The organism is Streptomyces globosus, assembly GCF_003325375.1.
Classification (GTDB): domain Bacteria; phylum Actinomycetota; class Actinomycetes; order Streptomycetales; family Streptomycetaceae; genus Streptomyces; species Streptomyces globosus_A.
This window is the reverse complement of record NZ_CP030862.1, coordinates 6031081-6055877: the sequence shown is the minus strand read 5'-3', so window position 1 is coordinate 6055877 and position 24797 is coordinate 6031081. Positions and strand designations below refer to the sequence as shown.

Here is a 24797-nt window from a genome sequence, read left to right as displayed (position 1 = left end):
ATGACGCCGTCACTTCACGGCACCTGCCATCACCCCCGTGGTGAACTGCCGCTGGAAGGCGAAGAACACGGCCAGCGGGACGGCCATCGACAGGAACGCCCCCGGGGCGAGGACGTCGATGTTGTTGCCGAACTGGCGGACCTGCTGCTGGAGGGCGACCGTGATCGGCGGGTTCGCGGAGTCCGCGAAGACCAGCGCGACCAGCATGTCGTTCCACACCCACAGGAACTGGAAGATGCCGAGCGAGGCGATCGCCGGGCCGCCGAGCGGCAGCACCACCTGCGCGAACAGCCGCAGTTCGCCCGCCCCGTCGAGCCGGGCCGCCTCCAGGAGCTCCCGCGGGATCTGCGCGAAGAAGTTCCGCAGCAGGAACACGGCGAACGGCAGCCCGAAGGCGGTGTGGAACAGCACCACCCCGGCTGTGGTCTCGAACAGGCCGACCGCACCGAAGAGTTCGGAAACCGGGATCAGGGCCACCTGCACCGGCACCACCAGCAGGGCGACGACGGCGAGGAACAGGGCGTCCCGGCCCGGGAACTCCAGCCAGGCGAACGCGTACCCGGCGCAGGAGCCCAGCACGAGGACGAGCAGCGTCGCCGGGACGGCGATCGCGACCGTGCTCAGCAGCGAGCCGGTGATCGCCTCGTCCGCGAGGAGCCGCTCGTAGTTCGCGGTGGTCAGGCGGGCCGGGGCGGTCAGCGCCCGCCACCAGCCGCCCCGGTCGAGCTCGCCGGCGTCCAGGAGCGAGGACACCAGCAGGCCGATCGTCGGCAGCAGCCAGAACAGGCCCGCGAGGACCAGGAAGACGCGGACCGCCCCGCCGGCCGCCTTGGACGCCGCAGCATGCACGAAGCTCATCGGCGGGCCTCCCGGCGCATCCGGCGGATGTTGTAGAGCATCACCGGCACCACCAGCACCAGCAGCAGCACCGCGATGGCGCTGCCCAGGCCCGCGTCGGCGGATGTGCCGAAGGACGTCCGGTACAGCTGGAGGGCCAGCACGTTCGCGTCGTCCTGGACCGAGCCCGGGGCGATCACGAAGACCAGGTCGAAGATCTTCATCACGTTGATGACGAGCGTGACGAGGACGACCGCCAGGACCGGCGCCAGCAGCGGCACCGTGATCCGGCGGAACACCTGCCACTCGGACGCCCCGTCCACCCGGGCCGCCTCCAGCAGCTCCCGCGGCACGGCCGCCAGCCCCGCCGCGATCAGCACCATCGCGAACCCGGCCCACATCCACACGTACGCCCCGATGACCGCCGGCGTGACCAGCGCCGGGCCCAGCCACTCCACCCCCGCGTACGCCTCGCGGAAGTTCGAGGCGGGCAGCCGCAGCAGCGCCCCGTCCGCCTTCCCCGACAGGGTGAACGTGCCGTCGGCCCGGGTCGTCGCCGAGTCGACCACCCGGCCGTCGCGGACCGCCTCCACGCGCATCCCCGCGAAGCCCGACTCCGAGGCGTCGACCGCGTTCGGCCGGCCGCCGCCGCCCCGCGTGAAGTCCTGCCAGGCCGTCCCCGTCACCTTCCCGGGCTCGGCCGGCGCCGTACGGGCCGGGCGCGTCCCCTCGGGGAGGGCGTCCGGGGCGACACCGACCAGCGGGAGCAGCACCGGCGTGCCCGCCCGCACCGGCTCCCGCGTGGCGAAGCCGCCCGCGGCCGCCCCCTCCTCCGGGACCAGCGGCGAGTCGCGGCCGGGGCGGGCCCGCGGGAACGCCGAGGCCGGGGCGAACGTGTCGTGCACCCCGACCCACACCGCGTTGGCGACACCCCGGTCGGGGTCGTGGTCGTAGACCAGCCGGAAGATGATCCCGGCGGCCAGCATCGAGATCGCCATCGGCATGAAGACCAGCAGCTTGAACGCGGTCCCCCAGCGCACCCGCTCCGTCAGGACCGCGAAGACGAGGCCGAGCGCCGTCGCCACGGCCGGCGCGAACACCACCCACACCGCCGTGTTCTCCACGGCCGTGCGGACGGCGTCGTCCCGCAGCAGCTCGGCGTAGTTGCCGCCGCCGACGAACACCTCGCCCGAGCGGTCGAAGAGGCTGCGCCACACCGAGTAGCCGATGGGGTGCACGACGAGCGCGCCGAGCAGCACCAGCGACGGCAGGAGGAACGCCGCCGCGACCAGGCGCCGGCGCCGGGCCTGCCGGGACAGGGAGGTGCGCCCGGTGCCCCCGGGCCGCTCCCGCCCGCGGTCCCCGCCCCGCCCGGACCGCGCCGCCGGCGCGGGCACGGCGGCCGGTGCCGCCGTGCCGTCCGAGGCCGCCACCGGGTCAGTTCCCGTAGGCCTTGGCCGCGTCCGCCTCCAGTCTGGCCTGGGTGCCCGCCACGTCCGACGGGTTCGCCAGGAAGTCCTGGAGGGCCTTCCACTCGCCCGCGCCCGGCGTCCCGCCGAACGCCGCCGGCGCCTGGTCCGACATGTCGAAGCGGAAGTCGTCGCCCGCCGCGATCAGCGCCTCGGCGATGCTGCGCTGGATGGCGTTCGGGTAGGCCGCCGGGTCCACCGCCTTGTTCGGCGAGACGAACCCGCCCTGCCGGGCCTGGATCTCCGCCGCGTCCGGCGACGCCAGGAACGTCAGCAGCGCCTGCGCGCCCTTCGACGGCTTCAGCGCCACCGCCACGTCCCCGCCCGACACCACCGGCGCCTTCGCGCCGACCGCCGGGAACGGGAAGACCAGGGCGTCCTCGCCGATCTTCGCCTCGGTCTGGGCGATGTTCACCGCCACGAAGTCGCCCTCGAAGACCATCGCCGCCGCCGGACGGCCCCCGCCGGTGAACGTCTGCGTCACCGACTTCGGGAACTCCGTCGCCAGCGCCCCGCTCGGGCCGCCCGCCAGGAAGTCCTTCCGGCCGAACAGCTCCGCGAGGGTGGCCAGGGCCTGCCGGACGCTGTCGTCCGTCCACTTGATCTCGTGCTTGGCGAGCTTGTCGTACTTCTCCGGGCCCGCCTGCGACAGGTAGACGTTCTCGAACCAGTCCGTCAGCGTCCACCCGTCCGCGCCGGCCACCGACACCGCCGGCGTGCCGGACGCCGAGAGCGTGTCCGCCGCGGCGATCAGCTCCTTCCACGTCTTCGGCGGCTGCACCCCCGCCGCCTCGAAGGCCTTCGCGTTGTACCAGACCAGCGACTTGTTCGCGGCCTTGTAGTAGACGCCGTACTGGGTTCCCCCGACGGCCCCGAGCTCCTTCCAGCCCTGCGAGTAGTTCTTGTCGAGCTGTGCCTTCGCCTCCGGGCCGACCGGCTGCGCCCACTTCTTCTGCACCGCCGCCGTCAGCGCCCCGACCTGCGGGAGCAGCGCGACGTCCGGCGGCTGCCCGCCCGCGATCTTCGTACCGAGGAAGGTGACGATCGGGTCCTGGGCCGGGACGAACGCCACCGACGCGCCCGTCCGCTTCTCGAACTCCTCCAGGACCTTGGTGAAGTTCGCCTGCTCCGGCCCCGTCCAGACCGCCGAGACCGCCAGCTTCTCCCCGTCCAGCCGCGGTAACTCCACCCGCGGCGCGGCCGACGGCCCGCCCGGCGGGTCGGCCCTGTCCGCACCGCCGTCCCCGCAGCCGGCCAGCAGGAGGGCTCCCGCCGCGGCCAGTGCCGTCCAGGCGGCCGGGGCGCTCCTCCTGCGCTGCCGCGTGCGGCTCGTTCCCTGCCCGTTCATGGTCTGCCCCCGATTCCCGTGGTGTGACCTGACCCACAGGTCTACGCCCGAGCCGCGCGCCCCGCAATACCGCCTCCCCGCGCGCACTCCGCCGTACGGGGCCCGGGCCGCGGGAGGTGCCGCGGCCCGGCCGGGGTCAGGGCGCGGCCGGGAAGGGCACGGGCGCCGCCGAGACCAGGTGCGAGGCCCGGTCCAGGGCGCTGGCCAGCAGCGCGAGGTCAGTGGGGCCGTTGCCGAGCTCGCGCACCGGCCGGCGGGCGGGCGGATCACCCATCCGGTCCCATTCCAGGGGGACGACGGTCGGCCGCTGCGTCGCCGTCCGCGGGATCCGGCCGGTCACCCGGCCGCCCTGGAACGGCACCGGCCGCCCGTCGGCGCCGTGCAGCCGCCCGCGGCCCGGCCCGGGCCGGTCGGGCGGCTCCAGCTCGACCCGCAGCGGGTTGCCGCGTACGAGCTCGGTGTCGGCCGTGAGCTCCGGGCGGGCCGTGGAGGCCACCAGGTGCACGCCGAGGGCCGCCCCGTCGCGTGCCACGGCCTCCAGCGCGCGGACTACCGAGCCGGCGGCGGGGCGGCCCGCGCTGCCCAGGGCCGGCGCGACCAGGGCGTCGTAGTCGTCGACCAGGACCACGAGGCGGGGCAGCGGGCCGGGGCCGGGGGCGGGCCCGGTGCGCACGGCGGAGGCGCGCAGCCGGAGCGTCCCGGTCCGCGGCGGGTCCAGGTCGCCGCCGAGCTGCTCGCCCGGGGCGGGCCGGCGCGGGGCGACCATCCGGTCGGACACCTCGCGGCGGGCGTGCCACTCGGCGAAGGGGACGCCCTCCAGCAGCTCGGCGCGCCGCTTCAGCTCGCCGCCGAGGGCCTGGGCGAACTCGCGCATCCGGACCGGGTCGGAGGCCACCAGGTGGGCGCAGGCGTGGGGGAGTTCGGCGGCCGGGGCGAGGCCGTCGCCGCGTTCGCCGCCGGCCCCGTCGACCAGGACCAGGCCGAGCCGGTCCGGCCGGGCGGCCGCGGCCAGCGAGGCGGCCGCCGAGCGCAGCAGCTCCGTACGGCCGCTGCCTGCGGGGCCGGTGACGAGCAGGTGCGGTCCGTCGTGGACCAGCTCGGCCCCGACCGGCCCGGCCTGCCCGCTGCCGAGGACGAGCTCGACCAGCCCGCCGACGCCCTGCCCCTGCTCGGTGGCCTCGGCCCAGCGGGCCATCAGGGACGCCGGGGTGGCCCGGGCCAGCCCCAGCTCGTCGAGCAGCCGCGCGGCGGCGGGGAGGGCCGCGGCGGTCGGCCGCTGCGGCTTCCCGCCGGCCGGCTCGGCCTTCAGCGGGGCGAGCGCGCGGGCGAACCGCTCGGCCCACGCGGCGGACACGGCGTCCGCGGTTGCGGTCGTGCCGGGCGGGCACGGCCGGCCGCCGGCGATGGCGAAGGTCCGCACCGCCGTGGCCACGTCGCCGCTGAGGAGGGCGGCGGCGCCGCAGTCCCGGAAGGCGGGGGCGGCCGCGCAGGCCGCCTCGTACGTCTCGGCGAGCGGGGAGGCGGGCGTCGCGGGGGGCGTCTCCGCCAGGACGAGGACGTGGATCCCGGCGGCCGCGCCGTGCGAGGCGAGGCGGCCGGTCAGGTCGCGCAGGGCGGCGGTGCCGGGGTCGCCGTCGACGACGAGCAGGGTGCGGGGGCCGGTGTGCGCGGCTGCCGCCTCGCGGACGAGGGAGGGGTCGGCGGCGGCCCAGTCGGCGCCGAGCGGCCCGGCGCCGAGGCGGCGGGTCAGCTCGCCGGTGCGGGCGGCGGCCTGGTCGCGGTCGTAGGCGAGGAGGAGCCGGCAGTCCTGGCCGTGCGCGGGGCGGACATGGGGGAGCCAGCCCAGCCAGCCCCACTCCTCGCGCCGCTGGACGACGGTGCGGGCCCGGTCGGCGCTGATCAGGACGATCTCCAGCTGCGCGGGCGCGTGCAGGGCGGCGAGCTGGGCCACGACGGAGCGGGCGACCCCCGCGAGGCGGGTGCGCGGCCCGGCGAGGGCGAGGGAGCCGCAGTCCTGGAGGGCGACGCGGCTCCCGGCGCCGAGGCCGACGTCGAGGCGGCCGGGCGGACGGGACCACAGCCGCGCGGTGGGCCCGAGGGCGGCCAGCAGCAGGCCGGCGGGGTCGTCGGCGTCGGGCACGGCGGGGGCGGGCGGCCCGGCCGGGGCGTGCTCCGCGGGCTCCTCCTCGCCGCGCACCCACTTGCGGGCCCAGGCGCCGAGGCCGCCGAGGGGGCGCCGGGGGGCCGAGGCCGGCCCGGCGGCGGGCGGCGCGGCGGGCGGCGCGGGAGGGGCGGCCGGGACGGCAGGGACGGGCTGTGCGGCGGGGTGCGCGGGGCCGGAAGGCTGCGCGGGCGCCGGCGCGGCGGTGCGGTGGCCGGCCGGGGCAGGCGCGGCGGGCCCCGCGGAAAACGCGGGTCCGGCGGGGCGGAGGTGGCCCTCCAGGTCGGGGACCACGGGCAGCGGCGGCGCCGCCCCCTCCGCCAGCCGCAGGGTGGACTCCCCGATCCGCAGGAGCGCGCCCGGCGCCAGCGGCACGGGACGGCGCCCGACCTCGGCGCCGTCGAGGGTCGTCCCGTTCGTCGAGTCCAGGTCCGCCACGGCGACGCGGCCGTCCGGCAGGACCGTGACCGTGCAGTGCAGCCGCGAGACGTCCGGGTCGTCCAGGGGGACGTCGGCGTCGGCCGAGCGCCCGATCCGGATCATGCCCGGGTGCAGCAGGTGCACCCCGCCCGCGTCGGGCCCGGCCACCACGTGCAGCTGGGCGCCCTCCGCAGCGTCGGGGGCGGCGTCCGGGACGGGGCCGTGCAGGCCCAGGACGGCGCCGTCGACGAGCGGCGGCTCGCCCAGGACGTGGCGCTGCGGGTCGAGGCGGCGCTCGCCCGCGTACAGGACCGCCGTGCCGCCGGTGTCGGGGCCGCCGACGGTCGCGGCGAGCCCGGAGGCGACCGCGGAGAGCGGCGTTCCGGCGGGCGCGGTGACGAGGACGTCACAGCCGGCGGGCACGGTCTGGTGGCCGCTGCGCGACCCGAGGACGGTCAGCCGGATCTGCATCGCCGTCAGCGGTCCCTTCTGCGCGGTGCGCGGTGCGTGCGCCCGGCGGGGACGGCGGACGAGCCCGCCCGGCCCCCCACCCGGCACGGCGCGTCGTCCGGTCAGGTCTGCGCGGGAGCGCGGGCTCCCCGCCCCCGCTTCCGCACGGGTGCATCCTCGCACCTGTTGCGGACAACACGCCCGGCACCCGCCGATAAATGATCTTGAATGACCGGGGTCCGGTGCAAGGGGTGCACACATGCGGACGCCCTCCCCGGGGAAACCCGAGGAGAGCGGCTCCCCGCTGCGGAAAATCGCCTCCGGCATACGCCGCGAACATCACACTTCGTACATATGTACGGCAACCAACCGCCGTCGTCCGGCGTCTTTGCGGAGGACACCCCCTAGAGTGGGCCGCAAAACCGAACGACATGCACCACCCACCACGACAGCAGGGAGCGCGAGACGTGCGGCCAGTCGGCAGCAAGTACTTGCTCGAGGAGCCGCTCGGGCGCGGCGCCACGGGCACCGTCTGGCGAGCCCGCCAGCGCGAGACCGCCGGCGCCGAGGCCGCCGTGGCCGGCCGGCCGGGCGAGACCCTGGCCATCAAGGTCCTCAAGGAGGAGCTGGCCCAGGACCCGGACATCGTCATGCGCTTCCTGCGGGAGCGCTCCGTCCTGCTGCGCCTGACCCACCCCAACATCGTCCGCACCCGCGACCTCGTCGTCGAGGGCGACCTCCTCGCACTCGTCATGGACCTCGTCGAAGGCCCGGACCTGCACCGCTACATCCGGGAGAACGGCCCCTTCACCCCGGTCGCCGCGGCCCTGCTGACCGCCCAGATCGCCGACGCGCTCGCCGCCAGCCACGCCGACGGCGTCGTCCACCGCGACCTCAAGCCCGCGAACGTCCTGCTCGACGAGGGCGACGGCCGCATGAAGCCGATGCTCACCGACTTCGGCATCGCCCGCCTCGCCGACTCCCCGGGCCTGACCCGCACCCACGAGTTCGTCGGCACCCCCGCCTACGTCGCCCCCGAATCCGCCGAGGGCCGCCCGCAGACCTCCGCCGTCGACATCTACGGCGCCGGCATCCTGCTGTACGAACTCGTCACCGGGCGCCCGCCGTTCGCCGGCGCCACCGCGCTCGAAGTCCTCCACCGCCACCTCAGCGAGGACCCGCAGCGCCCGCCGAGCCTGCCCGAGCCGCTGTGGATCGTCATCGAGCGCTGCCTGCGCAAGGAGCCGGGCGAGCGCCCCAGCGCCGAGAACCTGGCCCGCGGGCTGCGCGTCGTCGCCTCCGGCATCGGCGTCCACAGCGCCCCCGCCGAGGTCGAGGCCGCCCTCGGCGTCGGCGCGCTGCTCGCCCCCGACCCCTCGCCCGCGCCCGTCCCCGAGGCCCCCGCGGCCGCCCCCGGCGCCGCGGACGCCACGCAGGTGCTGCCCGGCAGGGCCGCCGCCGGGCCCGAGGGCGCGTACGACCCCAACGCGATGACGAGCGTGCTGCCGCCCGTCGGCGCCGCCGACGCCACGACCGTGCTGCCCGGCACGGGCGGCCCCGGCGACGGCGTTCCGGAGGCGGCCGCCACCTCGGTCATGCCGCCCGTGGAGCGGCCGGACCAGCCGCACCCCTGGCAGACGCAGATGCGCGCCGCCCGGGACCGCAACGAGCAGACGCAGGTGCACTACCTCGACCCGAGCGAGGACCCGCTGCGCCGCCGGCCCCAGCGCCAGGCGCCCCCGCCGCCGCCTCCGCAGCAGCGGCCCCAGCGGCCGCAGCAGCCCCCGCAGTACCGCCAGGCGCCGCCGCAGTACCCGCAGCAGCAGCACCCCCAGGCGCCCCAGTACCAGCAGCCGCCGCAGCAGCCGTACTACCCGCAGCCGCAGCAGGCGCCCCCGCCGCCGCAGCCCTACCAGCAGCAGCCGGCGCCGCAGGCCCAGCCGTACCGGCAGCCCCAGGCCCCGCAGCAGCCGCCGCAGGCCCCTCCGCCGCAGCGGCCCGCCCGCGAGCCCCGGGAGCCCCGCGAGCCGCGCCGCCGCAGCGCGAACCCGATCCGGATCCCCGGCCTCGGCTGCCTCAAGGGCTGCCTGGTCATGATCCTGGTCTTCGTCGTCGCGGGCTGGCTGGTCTGGGAGCTCACCCCGCTCCAGTCGTGGATCGGCACCGGCAAGGGCTGGTTCGACCAGCTCTGGAGCTGGGGCACGGGCATCGTCGACTGGGTCACCTCCCTCGGCGACGCCGCGGGCACGGGCAGCGGAACGGGCGCGGGCACCCCCTGAACGGGCCCGCGGAGCCCCGACTTCGTGGATTTGTCGACATCCAGGACGTGATTTCGCCCGCAGAAGTGAAGGTCACCGTGTTCCGCGGCGCCGGGCGCCCGCGCGACCGCATAGCTTTGGTGCCGTACGCCAGCCGCTGAGGGAGCAGTCGTGGCACGGAAAATCGGCAGCCGGTACACCGCGCACCAGATCCTGGGGCGCGGAAGCGCGGGCACGGTGTGGCTCGGCGAGGGGCCCGACGGGCCCGTCGCCGTCAAGCTGCTGCGCGAGGACCTCGCGTCCGACCAGGATCTGGTCGGGCGCTTCGTCCAGGAGCGCAGCGCGCTGCTCGGCCTGGACCACCCGCACATCGTCTCGGTCCGCGACCTCGTCGTCGACGGCAACGACCTCGCCCTGGTCATGGACCTGGTACGCGGCACGGACCTGCGCACCCGGCTCGACCGGGAGCGCCGCCTCGCCCCCGAGGCGGCCGTCGCGATCACCGCCGACGTCGCCGACGCGCTCGCCGCAGCACACGCCGCCGGGGTCGTCCACCGCGACGTGAAGCCCGAGAACGTCCTCCTCGACATGCAGGGCCCCCTCGGGCCCGGCGGGGCGCACCCGGCCCTCCTCACCGACTTCGGCGTCGCCAAGCTGATCGACACCCCGAAGCGGATCGGGGCCGCCGCGGGCGCGAGCGGGCGGGCCTCCGCCACCGCGACCCGGATCATCGGCACCCCCGACTACCTGGCGCCGGAGATCGTCGAGGGGCTGCCGCCGCGCGCGGCCGTGGACATATACGCCCTCGCGACCGTGCTGTACGAGCTGCTCGCCGGGTTCACGCCGTTCGGCGGCGGACACCCCGGCGCCGTGCTGCGCCGCCACGTGACCGAGACCGTGGTGCCGCTGCCCGGCATTCCCGAGGAGCTGTGGCAGCTGATCGTCCAGTGCCTGGCCAAGGGGCCGGCGTCCCGGCTGCGCGCCTCCGAGCTGTCCGCCCGCCTGCGGGACCTGCTGCCGATGCTGGCGGGCATGCCCCCGCTGGACGTGGACGAGCCCGACGACGCCGAGCCCGAGCCGGAGCAGGCCCGCGAGGCGCCCGCGGCGCCCGCCCGGCGGCGCGGGGCCGTCCCGCTGGTGCCCGGCTCGGCGACGGACTCGAACAGGGACACCCACACCTCGATGCGCGTGCCCGGGCCCGAGGAGCTGGCCGGGGGCGCGCTCGGCACCGCCCGGGTGCCGCGGCCCGCGGGCGGGCACCGGCCGGGGTCGGCGCGGCACCGGGCCGACACCGTGCGCCGCAGGCGGCTCGTGCTGTCGGCCGGGGCGGTCGCCCTCGCCGCCGCGGTCGGGGTCGGCGGCTGGCTGGCCTCCTCGGACGGCGACGACGGCCCCCAGCCGCCGGCGTCGAAGAACTCGGCCCCGCCGAAGCCCTGAGGCGCCCCGCCCTGAGGCGCCCCGCCCGGCGGCCGCCCCGCCCGGCGGCCGCCCCGCCCGGCGGCCGCCCCGCCCGGCGGCCGCCCCGCCCGGCGGGCCGCCGGGCCGCCGGTCAGGCGCCGACGAGCTCCGGGTGCCAGCGGCGGGCCACCTCCCGGTGCGCCCGCACCCATCCCTTCAGCTCGTTGCGCCCGTACTCCGCGTGCAGCGGGTTCGACGCGTCGTGCACGAGGCCCGGCGCGGACCGCAGGTAGTCACCCGGCACCGTCTCCACGACCGCGTCGAGCCGCGGGTTGTAGAAGAACGGCACGGAGAACCGCTCCACCGCGCCGGGCGGGCTCACCACCCGGTGGTCGGTCGCCGTCAGATACCCCTCCGTCGCGATCTCCAGCAGCTCGCCCAGGTTCACGACGAACGCCCCCGGCATCGGCGGCACGTCCACGTACGCGCCGTCCCTGACGACCTGCAGCCCGCCGACCGAGTCCTGGAGCAGCAGCGTCAGGAACCCGTAGTCCTTGTGCGCGCCGACGCCCTGGTCGGCGCCCGACGGGGCGGACCCGGGGTAGCGGATCAGCTTGGTGTGCAGGTGCGGGCGGTCCGCGAAGGCGGCGTCGAAGAAGTCGTGCGGGGCGCCGATGGAGGCCAGCAGCTCCTGGAGGAGCCGGTGCGCCACCCCGGCGAGCCGGCTCTGCCAGTCCAGGACGACGGTCCGCAGCTCGGGCAGCGCGGCCGGCCACTGGTTGGGCCCCTCCAGCCACAGGTAGGCCGGGTCGTCCGGGCCCAGCTGCGGGGCGGGGCGCTCGGCGCCCACGTCGAGCTGGTCGCGCCAGTCGGACGCGCCGCCCGTCAGCTCGTGGCCGATGCGGGTGTAGCCGCGGAAGTGCGGCGAGTGCAGATTGCTGACGGCGAGCCTGTCGGCCTCGGGCAGGGCGAAGAAAGCCCTGGTCACGTCCAGTATGCGGGCGCTCTCCGCCTCGGAGATCCCGTGCCCGGTGAGGTGGAGGAAGCCGGTGTCCCGGGCGGCGCCGTGGAGTTCCTTCAGGAACCCGGGCCGCAGGGCGGGGTCGTCGGCCTGGGAGAGATCGATGACGGGGAGGGAGTGCGCGGACGGCATGACGGCTCCGTTTCGGATGTCACGGGGTCCTGTTCCCCGGTGGTGGCGGGGCAGCGGAGGGGGAGGGGCTCGCCGGCAGGGGTGGCGCCGGAGCCGCATGAGCCGCGTACAGGACCAAGTCGGATCGGGTGGATCAGGCTTGTGTTCGGTCCGGCGGCTGACAGCTCGTCGTCGTGACACGCATGTGGTCCACATGGCGGCGCTTGACGAGGAGGAGAGTCATACCGTGAGCGTACGCCCGTACCGGCGTCCACCAGAACGGGTGAACCGGACTGGCCGGACGGGGGCGCCCGGGGACCGGCTACGCTGGACCCGTGGCAGTCGTCGATGTTTCCGAAGAGCTGAAGTCCCTCTCCTCGACCATGGGGTCGATCGAGGCCGTCCTGGACCTCGACAAGCTGAGGGCAGACATTGCCGTGCTCGAGGAGCAGGCCGCGGCCCCGTCCCTGTGGGACGACCCCGAGGCTGCCCAGAAGATCACGAGCCGGCTTTCCCACCTCCAGGCGGAGGTCCGCAAGACCGAGGCGCTGCGCGGCCGCATCGACGACCTCGCGGTCCTCTTCGAGCTCGCCGAGGAGATGGACGACGCGGACACCCGCGCCGAGGCCGAGGCGGAGCTCGCCGCGGTCCGCAAGGCGCTGGACGAGATGGAGGTCCGCACCCTCCTGTCCGGCGAGTACGACGAGCGCGAGGCGCTGGTCAACATCCGCGCCGAGGCGGGCGGCGTCGACGCCTCCGACTTCGCCGAGCGCCTCCAGCGCATGTACCTGCGCTGGGCCGAGCGGCACGGCTACTCCACCGAGGTGTACGAGACCTCGTACGCGGAGGAGGCCGGCATCAAGTCGACGACCTTCGTCGTCAAGGCGCCGTACGCCTACGGCACCCTCTCGGTGGAGCAGGGCACGCACCGCCTGGTCCGCATCTCCCCCTTCGACAACCAGGGCCGCCGCCAGACGTCCTTCGCCGGCGTCGAGGTGCTCCCGGTCGTCGAGCAGTCCGACCACGTCGAGATCGACGAGACCGAGCTGCGCATCGACGTCTACCGGGCCTCGGGCCCCGGCGGCCAGGGCGTCAACACCACCGACTCGGCGGTGCGCATCACGCACATCCCGACCGGCATCGTGGTGTCCTGCCAGAACGAGCGCAGCCAGATCCAGAACAAGGCCAGCGCCATGAACGTCCTCCAGGCCAAGCTGCTGGAGCGGCGCCGCCAGGAGGAGCAGGCCAGGATGGACGCCCTCAAGGGCGACGGCGGCAACTCGTGGGGCAACCAGATGCGCTCCTACGTGCTGCACCCGTACCAGATGGTCAAGGACCTGCGGACGGAGTTCGAGGTCGGCAACCCGCAGTCGGTGCTCGACGGCGACATCGACGGCTTCCTGGAGGCCGGCATCCGCTGGCGCAAGCAGCAGGAGCAGACGACGGCCTGAGCCCCGGCCGCCGGACCGCGCGCCCCGGGCGGGGCGCGCGGCACGTGAACGCAGGGCGGGGCCCGGACACCGAGGGTGTCCGGGCCCCGCCGTCGTTTCCTCCCGCCCGCTCCCAGCGGGGGGCGGGGCGACGCATGATCGGGACGTGCGGCGGAGCCGCCGGCGCCCGCCGGCCCTACGCGGTGTGCTGCGCCACGAGGGCCAGAGCCGCCACGAGGACCACCAGGAGCGCGATGAGCGCCATGGGGTTCAGGCCTGCGAAGGGGCCCTCCTGCTGGAGGCGCTCCCGGTTCGCCCGGCACACCGGGCAGCGGCCCTGGCTGACGGGCGCGGCGCAGTTCGCGCACACGAGCCGGTCATATGTCATGCGCTCTCCTCCTCTCGTCCCCTTGAACAACGCGTGCGGGAACGAGTCCGTTCCCCCTACCACTGTGCCAGCTTCGGAGGCTTTCGGCGCGGCCCGTCCGGGCAATCGCGCACCGCCTCCCCCGTCCCGCGGGACATATCGGGCAACTGTGGGCGCCGGGTCCCCACCCGGGGCCCGTTCGCGTATGGTCACGCACACCTACTCCCGGCGACCGTGGTGCACCCGTGATCCGATTCGACAACGTCTCCAAGTCCTACCCGAAGCAGAACCGCCCCGCACTCAGAGATGTCTCCCTGGAGATCGCGAAGGGCGAGTTCGTCTTCCTGGTCGGCTCCTCCGGCTCCGGCAAGTCCACCTTCCTGCGCCTCGTCCTGCGGGAGGAGCGGGCCACCCACGGACAGGTCCACGTCCTCGGCAAGGACCTCGGCAAGCTCTCCAACTGGAAGGTCCCGCAGATGCGGCGCCAGCTGGGGACCGTCTTCCAGGACTTCCGGCTCCTGCCCAACAAGACGGTGGCGCAGAACGTCGCCTTCGCGCAGGAGGTCATCGGCAAACCCCGCGGCGAGATCCGCAAGGCCGTCCCGCAGGTGCTGGAGCTCGTCGGCCTCGGCGGCAAGGAGGACCGCATGCCGGGCGAGCTCTCCGGCGGCGAGCAGCAGCGCGTCGCGATCGCCCGCGCCTTCGTCAACCGCCCCGCCCTGCTCATCGCTGACGAGCCCACCGGCAACCTCGACCCGCAGACGTCCGTCGGCATCATGAAGCTGCTGGACCGCATCAACCGCACCGGCACCACCGTGATCATGGCCACGCACGACCAGCAGATCGTCGACCAGATGCGCAAGCGCGTCATCGAACTCGAACAGGGCCGCCTCGTCCGCGACCAGTCGCGCGGCGTCTACGGCTACCAGCACTGAAAGGGCCCACCCAGACGTCATGCGCGCCCAGTTCGTCATGTCGGAGATCGGGGTCGGTCTCCGCCGCAACCTGACCATGACCTTCGCGGTCGTCATCTCCGTGGCCCTCTCCCTCGCCCTGTTCGGCGGCTCCCTGCTCATGCGCGACCAGGTGAGCAAGATGAAGGGCTACTGGTACGACAAGGTCAACGTCTCCATCTACCTCTGCAACAAGAGCGACGCCGAGGACAGCAGCGAGCTCGGCAGCCGGGCCTGCGCCAAGGGCGCGGCGACACCCGAGCAGAAACAGCAGATCCAGACCGACCTGGAGAAGATGGAGCTCGTCCAGACCGTCCACTACGAGTCCTCCGACGAGGCCTACAAGCACTACAAGGAGCGCTTCGGGCACACGGCGCTCGCCTCGGTGATCACGCCCGACCAGATGCCCGACTCCTTCCGCGTGAAGCTCACGAAACCGGAGAAGTACAAGGTCATCACGACGGCCTTCGCGGGCCGCGACGGCGTCCAGTCGGTGGCCGACCAGCACACCGAGCTGGACAACCTCTTCCAGATGCTCGGCTACCTCAACTGGGCCGCCCTCGGCATCATGCTGATCATGCTGGTCGTGGCGCTGCTGCTGATCGTCAACACGGTGCGGGTGTCCGCCTTCAGCCGGCGCCGCGAGACCGGGATCATGCGGCTGGTCGGCGCCTCCAGCTTCTACATCCAGGTGCCGTTCATCATGGAGGCCGCGTTCGCCGGCCTGATCGGCGCCGTGTTCGCCTGCGTAATGCTCGGCGCGGGCCAGTACTTCGTCATCGACCACGGCGCCTCGCTCCGCACCAAGATGGAGCTGATCAACTTCATCGGCTGGGACGAGGTCCTGACCAAGCTGCCGCTGGTGCTGGCAATCGGCGTGCTGATGCCCTCACTTGCGGCGTTCCTCGCCCTGCGCAAGTACCTCAGGGTGTGACGAGCGCCCCCTGTGAGCCGGGTCCAACCCGCCGTGGCGGAAGGGGCCTTGTCCTAGACTCGGGCGCATGCAGGGTCTGCCCAGCTTCTGTCCGCGGCCCCGCGACCTGCGTCGCGGGGCCGTCCTCACGTTCGCCTTCGCCGGCGTCGTCACCGCCGCAGCCGCCATGGGCTGCTGGGACGGGGCCGGCGCCGCCGGCCCCGGCAGCGGCTTAACGGCCGCCGCGGCGCCGCCCGGAGAGGCCGGGCCCGCCCCCGGCGGCGGCGCCCCCGCCCCCGGAACCGCCGACCGGGAGGCCGTCGCCCGCGCCGCCGCAGAAGCCGTCGCCGAGGGCAAGTCCGGCAAGAAGGCCGCCCAGGAGGTCGTCAGCCGCAGCGGCGACCGCTGGGGCGTCGTCTACGACCGCGGCGAGTTCCAGGACTTCGCCGACGGCCTCGACGGCCGCTGGACCGGCGTCGGCCTCTGGCCCGAACGCGGCGCCGACGGCGCCATCGGGATCGCCCGCGTCCAGCCCGGCGGGCCCGCCGCCCGCGCCGGCATCACCGCCGGGGACCGCCTCGTCGCCGTCGACGACCGGCCCGTCACCGGCCTGAAGACCGCCGAGGTCGTCGCCCTGCTGCGCGGCGAGGCCGGCACCCCCGTCGCCCTGCGCACCGCCCGCGACGGCACCGAGGCCTCCCGCACCGTGCACCGCGAGCAGCTGCGGGCCGAGCCCGTCACCGTCCGCGCGCTGCCCGGCGGGGTCACCGTCATCAAGGTCACCGCCTTCACCCGCGGCTCCGGCGCCCGCGTCCGCGACGCCGTACGGGCCGCCCCGCCCGGCGGCGGTGTCATGCTCGACCTGCGCGGCAACCCAGGCGGGCTGGTCACCGAGGCCGTCGCCGCCGCCTCCGCCTTCCTCGACGGCGGGCTCGTCGCCACGTACGACGTCCGCGGCGAGGAGCGCGCCCTCTACGCCGACCGCGGCGGCGACACCGCCCGGCCGCTCGTCGCCCTCGTCGACGCCGGGACCATGAGCGCCGCCGAGCTCGTCGCCGGCGCCCTGCAGGACCGCGGCCGGGCCGTCGCCGTCGGCACCCGCACCTTCGGCAAGGGGTCCGTGCAGATGCCGACGCAGCTCCCCGACGGCTCGGTGGCCGAGCTGACGGTGGGCACGTACCGCACCCCGGGCGGCCGCAGCCTCGACGGCACCGGCGTCACCCCCGACCTGCCCGCCCGGGACCGGGCCGAGGAGCGGGCCCGCACGGTATTGGGTGGCCTCGGGGTGGGCCCGTAGTGCAAAAATGACCAGCACTATGGCTAAGGAAAAAGGGCGCAAGCTGATCGCCCAGAACAAGAAGGCGCGGCACGACTACGCCATCCTCGACACCTACGAGTGCGGGATCGTGCTCACCGGCACCGAGGTGAAGTCCCTGCGCCAGGGACGGGCCTCCCTCGTCGACGGCTTCGTGTCGGTCGAGGGCGGCGAGGCCTGGATGTACAACGTGCACGTGCCCGAGTACAGCCAGGGCACGTGGACGAACCACAGCGCCCGGCGCAAGCGGAAGCTGCTGCTGCACCGGGAGGAGATCGACAAGCTGGAGTCGAAGGCGCAGGAGAGCGGCCACACCCTGGTGCCGCTGGCGCTGTACTTCAAGGACGGCCGGGCCAAGGTCGAGATCGCGCTGGCCAAGGGCAAGAAGGAGTACGACAAGCGGCAGGCGCTGCGCGAGAAGCAGGACACGCGGGAGACGAACCGTGCGATCGCGGCCGCCCGGCGGCGCCAGCGCGGCGAGCGTTAATCACCTGGCACGCGGCGGCCCGCTTCGCGTACCATGGGCTGCGCACCCACCCCGCGGGGAGGGCGCACCTTGAAAAATCAACATGGGGATGATCGGTTTCGACAGCGGATGTCGATGTAGGGGAAGCGAGCCGAGGAAGCGGCAATGATCTCGCTAACCACATGTCGCAAAAAAATAATCGCCAACTCCAAGAGCGATAACTCCCGCTTCGCCCTCGCTGCCTGATAGCAGTGAGCTGAAGCCTCTGTGAGGAGCGTCAGCCCGGAAGTGGTCCCGGTCCGGATCCTGGCGTCGACTAGGGATCTAAACCTCTAGCCCCGGTCACGGGGGTTGGAGGGAAATCAAACAGTGACTGAGCCCGTCGGAGACTTGTCCGCGTGATCTCCGGGGCCGAGAAAAGCGCAGCGGACTGCGCTCGGAGAAGCCCTCCTTCTGCACCGTTGGACGCGGGTTCGATTCCCGCCATCTCCACTCATCCCATGTGGGCGAAGGCCCCTTGACCTGCGAAAACTTTCGCGAGGTCGAGGGGTCTTCGTCATGTGGGAGCACGACGGGAGCACCAGCCTTCGGGGAGTGCGAGGGGCGCGGTGGCGCGTCAGGTGCGCGGGTGCGGCGTTCGGTGTGCTGTCCCGCGTTCTGTCGGACCAGGGTCAGTCGGAGTAGCGGTACCGGGCCTTGAGGATCTTCACTTCCTTGTCGTCGGCCCGGTAGGCGAGGCGGTGCTCGTCGTCGATCCTGCGGGACCAATAGCCGGTCAGGTCGCCCTTGAGCGGTTCGGGCTTCCCGATCCCCGTGAAGGGAGACCGCTGGATTTCGCCGATCAGGCGGGTGATGCGCTTCGCCATCTTCCGGTCCGCCCCCAGCCAGAAGAGGAAGTCCTCCCAGGCTGCCGGGTCGAAGTGGATACTCCTCACTCCTCACCGGCCAGCGCCTGAAGCTCTTCCATGCTCTTGGCGACGGTGGCCGTACCGGCCCGGTCCCGTTCCACGGCCTCCATGAGTCGCCGGGCATTCGCCGGCGAGCGCAGGAGGTACACCGTTTCCTGCCAGGCGTCGTAGTCGTCCGCGGACATCAGGACCGCGTCCCCGCTCTTGGAGCTGATCCGGACGGGCGTGTGGTCGTTGTTGACGCGCTCGATGAGGGGGAACAGGGTCTTGCGGGCTTCGCTCGCACTGATAGGCACGGGGCGCACCTCCTGTGGACTGGTACGACAAAGAGGTACCAGTCTGGTACCCGCTTACGGTACCGGCAAAGCCGCTCGGTGGCGGAGGGCCGTGGCGGACAGGAGGAGGGCCGTGGTGGCGGCGGCTGCCGGGAGGGCGTAGGGGAGGGTCGTGCCGAAGCGGTCGACCAGGGCGCCCGCCGTCGCGGAGCCCGCTGCGATGCCCGCCAGGGTGGCCGTGACCGCGAGGGTCATGCCCTCGTTCAGGCGCTCCGGCGGGACGGACGCGTGGACGCGGGACATCGCCGTGACCATCGTCGGGGCCGTGGACATGCCCGCCAGGAGCAGGGCGCAGCCGGTCAGGGCCACCGAGTCCGCGGCGGCGGCCGCCCAGGGCAGGGCCATCGCCGCGGCCGTCGCCGCCAGGCACAGCCGCAGGTCCAGCGGCCTGCGCGTGCCGTACAGCAGGCCCGCCGCGCAGGAGCCGGCCGCCTGCAGGGCCAGGACCGGGCCGGCGGCCGCGCCCAGGCCGTGCCCGTCGAGGTAGGCGAGGGAGGCCACCTCCATCGCACCGAACACCGCGCCCAGCGGGAGGAACAGCAGCAGCAGGGGGCGGAGCGCGCGGAGCGGGACGGGCGCGCGGAGGGCGGGCGAGGCGGGCGGTTCGGTCGAGCGCTGCGCGGTGAACAGCAGCATCCCGGCGAGGAGGAGTACGGCGCCGGCCAGGGTGCCCGCCTCGGGGAAGACCGCCGAGCACAGGAGCGCCGCCACGACCGGGCCCAGCATGAAGCACAGTTCGTCGGCGGCCTGCTCGAAGGACATCGCGGTGTGGTGCGCGGCCGGGGAGTCCTTCAGCAGGTGGGTCCAGCGGGCCCGCGACATGCCGCCGATGTTCGGGGTCGTCGCGGTGGCCGCGTAGCTCGCGAACAGCGTCCACGCCGGGGCCCCGGTGCGGACGCACGCGACGAGCGCGAGGGAGCCGGCCACCGCGACCAGCGTCGCCGGGACGGCGATCCGGGCCTGCCCGTACCGGTCGACGAGGCGCGCGGTCCACGGCGCCACCAGGGCCGTCGCCCCGAGGCCCGTCGCGGTGACCGCGCCGGCCAGGGCGTACGAGCCGCGCTGCCCGGCGATCATCATGATCGCGCTCACCGCGAACATCCCCATCGGCAGCCTGGCCAGCAGGTTCCCGGCCGTGAAGGCGCGGGTGCCGGGGAGGGCGAACAGCCGCCCGTACGGGCCGGGGGCCTTGCGGCGCCGGGCGGGGCCCGGGGCGCGGGCGATGACCAGTGTCGAGCCGGTGACGGCGAGGCGCGGGGCGTCCGCCGCGGCGGGGCCGTGGGCGCGGGCCGGGCGGAAGGGCGCGGGGGAGGGCGTCCGCCCGGGGGAGGGCAGGCGGGGGGAAGGGGGCAGGGCGCGGTCGGGGGCGGTGGTCGTGTGCGGCATGCACCCAGGTTCCGCGGCGGCGGGCCGTCCGGTCCAACACCTCTTCCCCGCCCACTCACCGCTTCCTGTTGTTAGTCTCGGCGCGTGAATCCCCGTGACGTCGACCCCCGGCTGCTGCGCGGCTTCCTCGCGGTCGCCGAGGAGCTGCACTTCACGCGCGCCGCCGCCCGCCTCTACACCGCCCAGCAGGCCCTCAGCCGCGACGTGCGCCGCCTCGAACAGGGCCTCGGCACCGCCCTGTTCACCCGCACCACCCGCGCCGTGGAGCTGACCGCCGACGGCGAGCGGCTGCTTCCGCTGGCCCGGCGGGTGCTCGCCGCCCACGAGGAGCTCGCCGCCGCGTTCACCGGCCCCCGCCCGCTCCTCGTCGACGTCAACACCGACGGCCCCAGCAGCGCCCGCACCGTGCTGGACCGGGCCCGCGAACTCGCCCCGGACTGCGAGCTGATGGCCCGCTTCGAGAGCGGCCTCACGCACGCGGCCGCCGAGGTCGCCGCAGGCCGGCTGGACGTGGCGTTCGGCTACGTCCACGGCCTGGAGCCCGCACTGCGCAGCCGCCTCGACCACATGCCCGTACGCTACGAGCCGCTCGCCGCGCTCCTGCCCGACGGGCACCCGCTGGCCGGCCGGCCCGGCGCCCCCCTGCCGGTCGGCGCGCTCGCCGGGGAGCACGTGTACGCGGGCGCCGGCAACCCGCGCACCCTGGAGTGGACCCGGCTGGCCCGCGAGCTCTTCGCCGGCCGCGGCATCGCCCTCGCCCCGCCCGCCCCGGTCGCCATCGGCAAGGAGGAGTTCCGCCGGGTGATGGCCAAGACCCGCACCCCGGTCCTCGTCACCGTCGACTTCACCGACCTGCCCGCCTGCACCAAGCGCCCGCTGGCCGAACCGCTGCCCCTGTCCCCCCTGTCGATGGTGTGGCGCAAGGGCTTCGCCCACCCGGGCCTCGACGCGCTGCGCCGCGCCGCCCGCGGCCTCGCCGCCGAACGCGGCTGGCTGGAGGTGCCCCCCGGCAGCTGGCTGCCCGCCGCAGCGCTCACAGGGGCGCCCGGCAGCGGGTGAGTGCAAGGTTTCCCGCCGGTCATCCGGCGGGGACCGGGGCCGAAACGCGCCGTTCCTAACGTCGTCCGCACGGACCGACGGCAAGTGGAGGCCTGTGATGACCCGTACGACCGCACCGCGCAAGGGGGGCCGCTGGATCGAGCGGTGGGACCCGGAGGACGAGGCGTTCTGGAAGGAGACCGGCGAGCGGATCGCCCGACGCAACCTGCTGTGGTCGGTGGTCAGCGAGCACATCGGCTTCTCCATCTGGTCGCTGTGGTCGGTGATGGTGCTGTTCATGGGGCCCGAATACGGGATCGACCCCGCCGGCAAGTTCTTCCTGATCGCCACCGCCACCTGCGTCGGCGCCCTCGTCCGCATCCCCTACACCTTCGCCGTCGGCCGGTTCGGCGGCCGGAACTGGACCGTCGTCAGCGCCCTGCTGCTCCTCGTGCCGACCACGGCCGCGCTGGTCGTCATGGAGCCCGGGACCCCGTACGGCGTGTTCCTCGCCGTGGCCGCCCTGACCGGCATCGGCGGCGGCAACTTCGCCTCCTCCATGACGAACATCAACGCCTTCTTCCCGCTGCGGAAGAAGGGCTGGGCGCTCGGCCTGAACGCCGGCGGCGGCAACATCGGCGTGCCCGTCGTGCAGCTCGCCGCGCTCCTCGTCATCGGGACGGCAGGCGCCGGCCACCCGCGGGTGCTCCTCGCCTGCTACCTGCCGCTGATCGTCCTCGCGGCCGTCCTCGCCCTGCTGCGGATGGACAACCTCGCACCGCTCCGCAACGACGGCGGCGCGCTGCGCGAGGCCGCGCGCGAGCGGCACACCTGGCTGGTGGCGTTCCTGTACGTCGGCAGCTTCGGCTCCTTCATCGGCTACAGCTTCGCCTTCGGGCTGGTGCTGCAGACGCAGTTCGGCCGGACCCCGCTCCAGGCCGCCTCGATCACCTTCATCGGGCCGCTCCTCGGCTCGCTGGTCAGGCCCGTCGGCGGGGCGCTCGCCGACCGGTTCGGCGGGGCCCGCATCACGCTCGGCAGCTTCGTCGCGATGGCCGCCGCGACCGGCGTGGTCATCCACGCCTCGCTGCAGGAGTCGCTGCCGCTCTTCCTCGTCGGGTTCACCGCGCTGTTCGCCCTCAGCGGCATCGGCAACGGCTCCACCTACAAGATGATCCCGGGGATCTTCCAGGCACAGGCCCTGGCCCGCGGCATGTCCGGCGAGGCCGCCGCCGCGTACGGGCGCAGGCTCTCCGGCGCCGCCATGGGCCTGATCGGTGCGGTGGGCGGGCTCGGCGGACTGGGCATCAACCTCGCCTTCCGCGAGGCGTTCCGCACCACCGGGTCCGGAACCGGGGCCTTCGCCGCCTTCCTCGCCTGCTACGCGGTGTGCTGCGCCGTCACCTGGGCGGTATACCTTCGCCGGCCCGCGGGACCGGCCGGCCCGGAGCCCGAGGTCGAGGCGAAGCCGCAGCTCACCTCCGTGTAACGGCGGTTAACGGCCCGGAAATACGGCGGAACCGGCCCTGACACGCAGAGTTGACAGGCTCGGTTCCGTCACGCGGCACCCGCGCCGCGAACGTGCTACAGAGCCACCGCCGAGGCAGGTCACCATGGACGACGACACGCACCCCGCCGCCCCCGCCCCCGCCGCCCCCATCCCCGCCGCCCCCGCCCCCGCCTCCGCTGCCCCGGCCGGCCCCGCCGCCGACGCGCCCGCGGGGCCGGGGGCCGGGCCCGGGCCGCTGGCCGGGTTCACCGTCGGGGTCACCGCGGCCCGCCGCGCGGACGAACTGATCGCCCTGCTGCGCCGCCGCGGGGCCGCCGTCCTGCACGCCCCCGCCCTGCGGATCGTCCCGCTCGCCGACGACAGCGAACTCCTCGCCGCCACCGAGCAGCTGCTGGACCGGGCGCCCGACGCGGTCGTCGCCACCACCGCGATCGGCTTCCGCGGCTGGATCGAGGCCGCCGACGGCTGGGGCATCGGCGAGGAGCTGCTGCGCCGGCTCCGGGCCGCCGAACTCCTCGCCCGCGGGCCCAAGGTCAAGGGCGCCATCCGGGCCGCCGGGCTCGTCGAGGCCTGGTCCCCGCAGTCCGAATCCCTCGCCGAGGTCCTCGACCGGCTCCTCGCCGCCGGCGTCGCCGGCCGCCGCATCGCGATCCAGCTGCACGGCGAACCCCTCCCCGGGTTCGTCGAGGCGCTGCGGGCCGGCGGCGCCGACGTCGTCGTCGTCCCCGTCTACCGCTGGATGGCCCCCGAAGACCCGGCGCCGCTCGACCGGCTGCTGGACGCGGTCGCCGCCGGCAGCGTCGACGCCGTCAGCTTCACCTCCGCCCCCGCCGCCGCCTCGCTGCTGGCCCGCGCCGAGGAGCGCGGCCTGTCCGAGCAGGTCCTCGGCGCCCTGCGCGGGCCCGTCCTGCCCGCCTGCGTCGGCCCCGTGACCGCCGTACCGCTCCAGGCCCGCGGCATCGGCACCGTGCAGCCCGACCGGTACCGCCTCGGCCCCCTCGTGCAGCTGCTGTGCCGGGAACTGCCCGGCCGGGCCACGACCCTGCCCGTCGCCGGCCACCGCCTGGAGATCCGCGGCCACGCCGCCCTCGTCGACGGTCGGCTGCGCCCCGTCCCCCCGGCCGGCATGGCCCTGCTGCGGGCCCTCGCCCGGCAGCCCGGCTGGGTCGTCGCCCGCGCCGAGCTGCTGCGCGCCCTGCCCGGCGCCGGCCGGGACGAGCACGCCGTCGAGACGGCGATGGCCCGCCTGCGCGGCGCCCTCGGCACCCCCAACCTCATCCAGACCGTCGTCAAACGCGGCTACCGGCTGGCCCTCGACGCCGGCGAGTGCACACCGGCCCGCTGACCTGCCCGACCCGGCGCCCGGCCCTTGGAAACGGCGGCCGGCCGGGCTACCGTGCCCGGATGATCATCGACGGGGTGGGGATGCGGTACGCCGAGCCGGGCGACGCCGCCGCGCTGGCGGACGTACTCGCGCGCAACCGGGCGTACATGGCGCCCTTCGAGCCGTGGCGGTCCGAGGTGTTCTACACGGAGGCCGGCCAGCGCGCCCGCATCGAGGGACTGCTCGCCGAATGCGACGCGGGGCGCCTCCACCCGTTCGTGATCACCGATGCCGCCGCCGACACGCCCATCGGCATGATCAACCTGGGGAGCGTCTCCCTCGGCCCCTTCCGCAGCGGCGGCGTCGGCTACTGGCTCGACCAGGCCCACACGGGCCGCGGCGCCGCCACCGCGGCACTGCGGGAGGTCTGCCGGATCGCCCGCGAGGACCTGGGCCTGCACCGGGTGGAGGCGTCGACCCTCGTCGACAACCCGGCCTCCCAGCGGGTCCTCGCCAAAGCCGGCTTCAGCCGGATCGGCCTCGCCCCCGGCTACCTGCACATCAACGGCGCCTGGCGCGACCACGTCCTCTTCCAGCGCCTCCTGCACGACGACCCGCCGCCGTAGCCCGGGGCCGCGCCCGCCGCCCGTACGGGGGGTTCCGCATCCACCGCGGGCGCGGCACTCTGAAAGGCGCGTCCCTCGACACGAGGCGGTGACGGGCATGTGGTTCGACTCCGGGCGCGTGTGCCTGGACCTGGTGGCCACCTCCTCCGCCCCTGCGGGCGCCGAGGAGCTGTACGACGGCGACGAGCTGCGGCTGTGGCTCGCCGGAGCCGGGCTCGTGCCCGACCGGACGCCGCTCGCCCGGGTCGGCCCCGACTGGGTCGCGGCCTTCCGGGCCCTGCGGGCCGACGTCGCCAGCCTCGTGCGCGCCGCGCTCACCGGAGGCTCCCCCGACGGGGGCGCACTCGCCCGGGTCAACGCGCTGGCCGCCGGCCCACCCCCGGGTCTGTGCGCGGTCCAGGACCGCGAAGGGCACCTCGTACGGGAGCTGTGCGGCGGCGTCGAGTGCGGGGCGCTGCTCGCCGCGGTCGCCCGCGACGCGGTGGAACTGCTGACGGACCCCGGCGACCGGGCCCTGCTGCGGTGCTGCTCCTCGGCCGGCTGCACCCGCATCTACCTGGACACTTCCCGCGGGCACCGGCGCCGCTGGTGCTCCAGCGAGCTGTGCGGCAACCGGGAGCGCGTCGCCCGCCACCGCCGCCGCACGGCCTCCGCCCGGCCCGGGCGGTGATCTTCCCCCGGCGACCGGAACGGGCGTGCGGACAGGGTGCGGCTTCGCGTACGGTTGACGGTCGCCCACGCACGTCAGAAGGG

21 protein-coding genes and 1 other RNA gene are annotated in these 24797 nt (G+C 74.9%); 13 read left to right on the top strand and 9 right to left on the bottom strand.

Annotated features, from left to right (window positions below; genetic code table 11):
- Positions 1-9 precede the first annotated feature (9 nt).
- From C0216_RS26910 to C0216_RS26895, 4 genes are all read right to left on the bottom strand, one after another.
- Positions 10-858 carry a carbohydrate ABC transporter permease gene (locus C0216_RS26910; protein ID WP_114057755.1) on the bottom strand — a complete coding sequence of 283 codons (849 nt, stop codon included), beginning with the start codon at positions 856-858 and terminating at the stop codon, positions 10-12.
- The gene (locus C0216_RS26905) at positions 855-2270 is read right to left on the bottom strand and encodes a carbohydrate ABC transporter permease (protein ID WP_114057754.1); all 1416 of its coding nucleotides are present in this window, start codon (positions 2268-2270) and stop codon (positions 855-857) included. The genes C0216_RS26910 and C0216_RS26905 overlap by 4 nt, the downstream gene beginning before the upstream one ends.
- Before the next feature lie 4 nt (positions 2271-2274).
- A complete protein-coding gene (locus C0216_RS26900) occupies positions 2275-3654 on the bottom strand; it encodes an ABC transporter substrate-binding protein (RefSeq protein WP_114057753.1) in 1380 nt (459 codons plus the stop codon).
- A gap of 136 nt (positions 3655-3790) precedes the next feature.
- The gene (locus tag C0216_RS26895; protein ID WP_114057752.1) at positions 3791-6706 is read right to left on the bottom strand and encodes an FHA domain-containing protein; all 2916 of its coding nucleotides are present in this window, start codon (positions 6704-6706) and stop codon (positions 3791-3793) included.
- A 446-nt stretch (positions 6707-7152) separates the two neighbouring features.
- Between C0216_RS26895 and C0216_RS26890 the strand changes: the two genes are divergently transcribed.
- Both C0216_RS26890 and C0216_RS26885 read left to right on the top strand, forming a co-directional pair.
- A complete protein-coding gene (locus C0216_RS26890) occupies positions 7153-8964 on the top strand; it encodes a serine/threonine-protein kinase (protein WP_114057751.1) in 1812 nt (603 codons plus the stop codon).
- Between the two features lie 150 nt (positions 8965-9114).
- Positions 9115-10380, top strand: a complete 1266-nt coding sequence (locus C0216_RS26885) for a serine/threonine-protein kinase (RefSeq protein ID WP_114057750.1) — start codon at positions 9115-9117, stop codon at positions 10378-10380.
- Positions 10381-10492: 112 nt separating this feature from the next.
- Here the strand turns inward: C0216_RS26885 and C0216_RS26880 are convergent, their stop codons facing one another.
- The gene (locus tag C0216_RS26880) at positions 10493-11494 is read right to left on the bottom strand and encodes an isopenicillin N synthase family dioxygenase (protein ID WP_114057749.1); all 1002 of its coding nucleotides are present in this window, start codon (positions 11492-11494) and stop codon (positions 10493-10495) included.
- Positions 11495-11808: 314 nt separating this feature from the next.
- On the opposite strand from C0216_RS26880, the gene prfB reads away from it, so the two are divergent.
- A complete protein-coding gene (gene prfB, locus C0216_RS26875; RefSeq protein ID WP_114057748.1) occupies positions 11809-12924 on the top strand; it encodes a peptide chain release factor 2 in 1116 nt (371 codons plus the stop codon).
- A 175-nt stretch (positions 12925-13099) separates the two neighbouring features.
- Here the strand turns inward: prfB and C0216_RS26870 are convergent, their stop codons facing one another.
- The gene (locus C0216_RS26870) at positions 13100-13291 is read right to left on the bottom strand and encodes a hypothetical protein (protein ID WP_114057747.1); all 192 of its coding nucleotides are present in this window, start codon (positions 13289-13291) and stop codon (positions 13100-13102) included.
- A 224-nt stretch (positions 13292-13515) separates the two neighbouring features.
- Between C0216_RS26870 and ftsE the strand changes: the two genes are divergently transcribed.
- The 5 genes from ftsE to ssrA all read left to right on the top strand — a co-directional run bounded on the left by ftsE (position 13516) and on the right by ssrA (position 17412).
- Complete coding sequence (gene ftsE / locus C0216_RS26865) at positions 13516-14205, top strand: cell division ATP-binding protein FtsE (protein WP_114057746.1); 690 nt, start codon at positions 13516-13518, stop codon at positions 14203-14205.
- A 19-nt stretch (positions 14206-14224) separates the two neighbouring features.
- Positions 14225-15157 (top strand): permease-like cell division protein FtsX, encoded by a 933-nt coding sequence (ftsX, locus tag C0216_RS26860; protein ID WP_114057745.1) that lies wholly within the window; start codon positions 14225-14227, stop codon positions 15155-15157.
- 67 nt (positions 15158-15224) lie between these two features.
- Positions 15225-16433, top strand: coding sequence for a S41 family peptidase (locus C0216_RS26855; protein WP_114057744.1), 1209 nt, complete (start codon positions 15225-15227; stop codon positions 16431-16433).
- A gap of 19 nt (positions 16434-16452) precedes the next feature.
- Entirely contained in the window at positions 16453-16938 is a 486-nt protein-coding gene (gene smpB / locus C0216_RS26850; RefSeq protein WP_114057743.1) for an SsrA-binding protein SmpB, read from the top strand.
- A gap of 84 nt (positions 16939-17022) precedes the next feature.
- Positions 17023-17412: a transfer-messenger RNA gene (gene ssrA, locus C0216_RS26845) on the top strand.
- 176 nt (positions 17413-17588) lie between these two features.
- Here ssrA and C0216_RS26840 read toward each other — a convergent pair.
- Genes C0216_RS26840 through C0216_RS26830 form a run of 3 tightly spaced genes read right to left on the bottom strand, consistent with a single transcriptional unit; the run spans position 17589 to position 19546 of the window.
- On the bottom strand, positions 17589-17852 hold the full coding sequence (locus tag C0216_RS26840; RefSeq protein WP_114057742.1) for a Txe/YoeB family addiction module toxin: 264 nt from the start codon (positions 17850-17852) through the stop codon (positions 17589-17591).
- Complete coding sequence (locus C0216_RS26835; protein ID WP_114057741.1) at positions 17849-18121, bottom strand: type II toxin-antitoxin system Phd/YefM family antitoxin; 273 nt, start codon at positions 18119-18121, stop codon at positions 17849-17851. The genes C0216_RS26840 and C0216_RS26835 overlap by 4 nt, the downstream gene beginning before the upstream one ends.
- Positions 18122-18175: 54 nt before the next feature.
- Positions 18176-19546: an MFS transporter gene (locus C0216_RS26830; RefSeq protein WP_114057740.1), complete on the bottom strand. Its 1371-nt coding sequence runs from the start codon at positions 19544-19546 to the stop codon at positions 18176-18178.
- Between the two features lie 84 nt (positions 19547-19630).
- On the opposite strand from C0216_RS26830, the gene C0216_RS26825 reads away from it, so the two are divergent.
- The 5 genes from C0216_RS26825 (at position 19631) to C0216_RS26805 (ending at position 24714) form a co-directional block, all read left to right on the top strand.
- Positions 19631-20605, top strand: a complete 975-nt coding sequence (locus C0216_RS26825; RefSeq protein WP_114057739.1) for a LysR family transcriptional regulator — start codon at positions 19631-19633, stop codon at positions 20603-20605.
- Between the two features lie 97 nt (positions 20606-20702).
- Positions 20703-22073 carry a nitrate/nitrite transporter gene (locus C0216_RS26820; protein ID WP_114057738.1) on the top strand — a complete coding sequence of 457 codons (1371 nt, stop codon included), beginning with the start codon at positions 20703-20705 and terminating at the stop codon, positions 22071-22073.
- Positions 22074-22197: 124 nt separating this feature from the next.
- Positions 22198-23439: a uroporphyrinogen-III synthase gene (locus tag C0216_RS26815; RefSeq protein ID WP_114057737.1), complete on the top strand. Its 1242-nt coding sequence runs from the start codon at positions 22198-22200 to the stop codon at positions 23437-23439.
- 59 nt (positions 23440-23498) lie between these two features.
- Complete coding sequence (locus tag C0216_RS26810; RefSeq protein ID WP_114058948.1) at positions 23499-24044, top strand: GNAT family N-acetyltransferase; 546 nt, start codon at positions 23499-23501, stop codon at positions 24042-24044.
- Between the two features lie 97 nt (positions 24045-24141).
- Positions 24142-24714 (top strand): CGNR zinc finger domain-containing protein, encoded by a 573-nt coding sequence (locus C0216_RS26805; protein WP_114057736.1) that lies wholly within the window; start codon positions 24142-24144, stop codon positions 24712-24714.
- Positions 24715-24797: the final 83 nt, after the last annotated feature.

Bases quoted from the DNA above. Each gene is read 5' to 3' on its own strand.
- C0216_RS26910 (WP_114057755.1), bottom strand. From the start codon at position 858: ATGAGCTTCGTGCATGCTGCGGCGTCCAAGGCGGCCGGCGGGGCGGTC.
- C0216_RS26900 (WP_114057753.1), bottom strand. From the start codon at position 3,654: ATGAACGGGCAGGGAACGAGCCGCACGCGGCAGCGCAGGAGGAGCGCC.
- C0216_RS26895 (WP_114057752.1), bottom strand. From the start codon at position 6,706: ATGCAGATCCGGCTGACCGTCCTCGGGTCGCGCAGCGGCCACCAGACC.
- C0216_RS26880 (WP_114057749.1), bottom strand. From the start codon at position 11,494: ATGCCGTCCGCGCACTCCCTCCCCGTCATCGATCTCTCCCAGGCCGAC.
- C0216_RS26870 (WP_114057747.1), bottom strand. From the start codon at position 13,291: ATGACATATGACCGGCTCGTGTGCGCGAACTGCGCCGCGCCCGTCAGC.
- ftsX (WP_114057745.1), top strand. From the start codon at position 14,225: ATGCGCGCCCAGTTCGTCATGTCGGAGATCGGGGTCGGTCTCCGCCGC.
- C0216_RS26855 (WP_114057744.1), top strand. From the start codon at position 15,225: ATGCAGGGTCTGCCCAGCTTCTGTCCGCGGCCCCGCGACCTGCGTCGC.
- smpB (WP_114057743.1), top strand. From the start codon at position 16,453: ATGGCTAAGGAAAAAGGGCGCAAGCTGATCGCCCAGAACAAGAAGGCG.
- C0216_RS26830 (WP_114057740.1), bottom strand. From the start codon at position 19,546: ATGCCGCACACGACCACCGCCCCCGACCGCGCCCTGCCCCCTTCCCCC.
- C0216_RS26820 (WP_114057738.1), top strand. From the start codon at position 20,703: ATGACCCGTACGACCGCACCGCGCAAGGGGGGCCGCTGGATCGAGCGG.
- C0216_RS26815 (WP_114057737.1), top strand. From the start codon at position 22,198: ATGGACGACGACACGCACCCCGCCGCCCCCGCCCCCGCCGCCCCCATC.
- C0216_RS26810 (WP_114058948.1), top strand. From the start codon at position 23,499: ATGATCATCGACGGGGTGGGGATGCGGTACGCCGAGCCGGGCGACGCC.
- C0216_RS26805 (WP_114057736.1), top strand. From the start codon at position 24,142: ATGTGGTTCGACTCCGGGCGCGTGTGCCTGGACCTGGTGGCCACCTCC.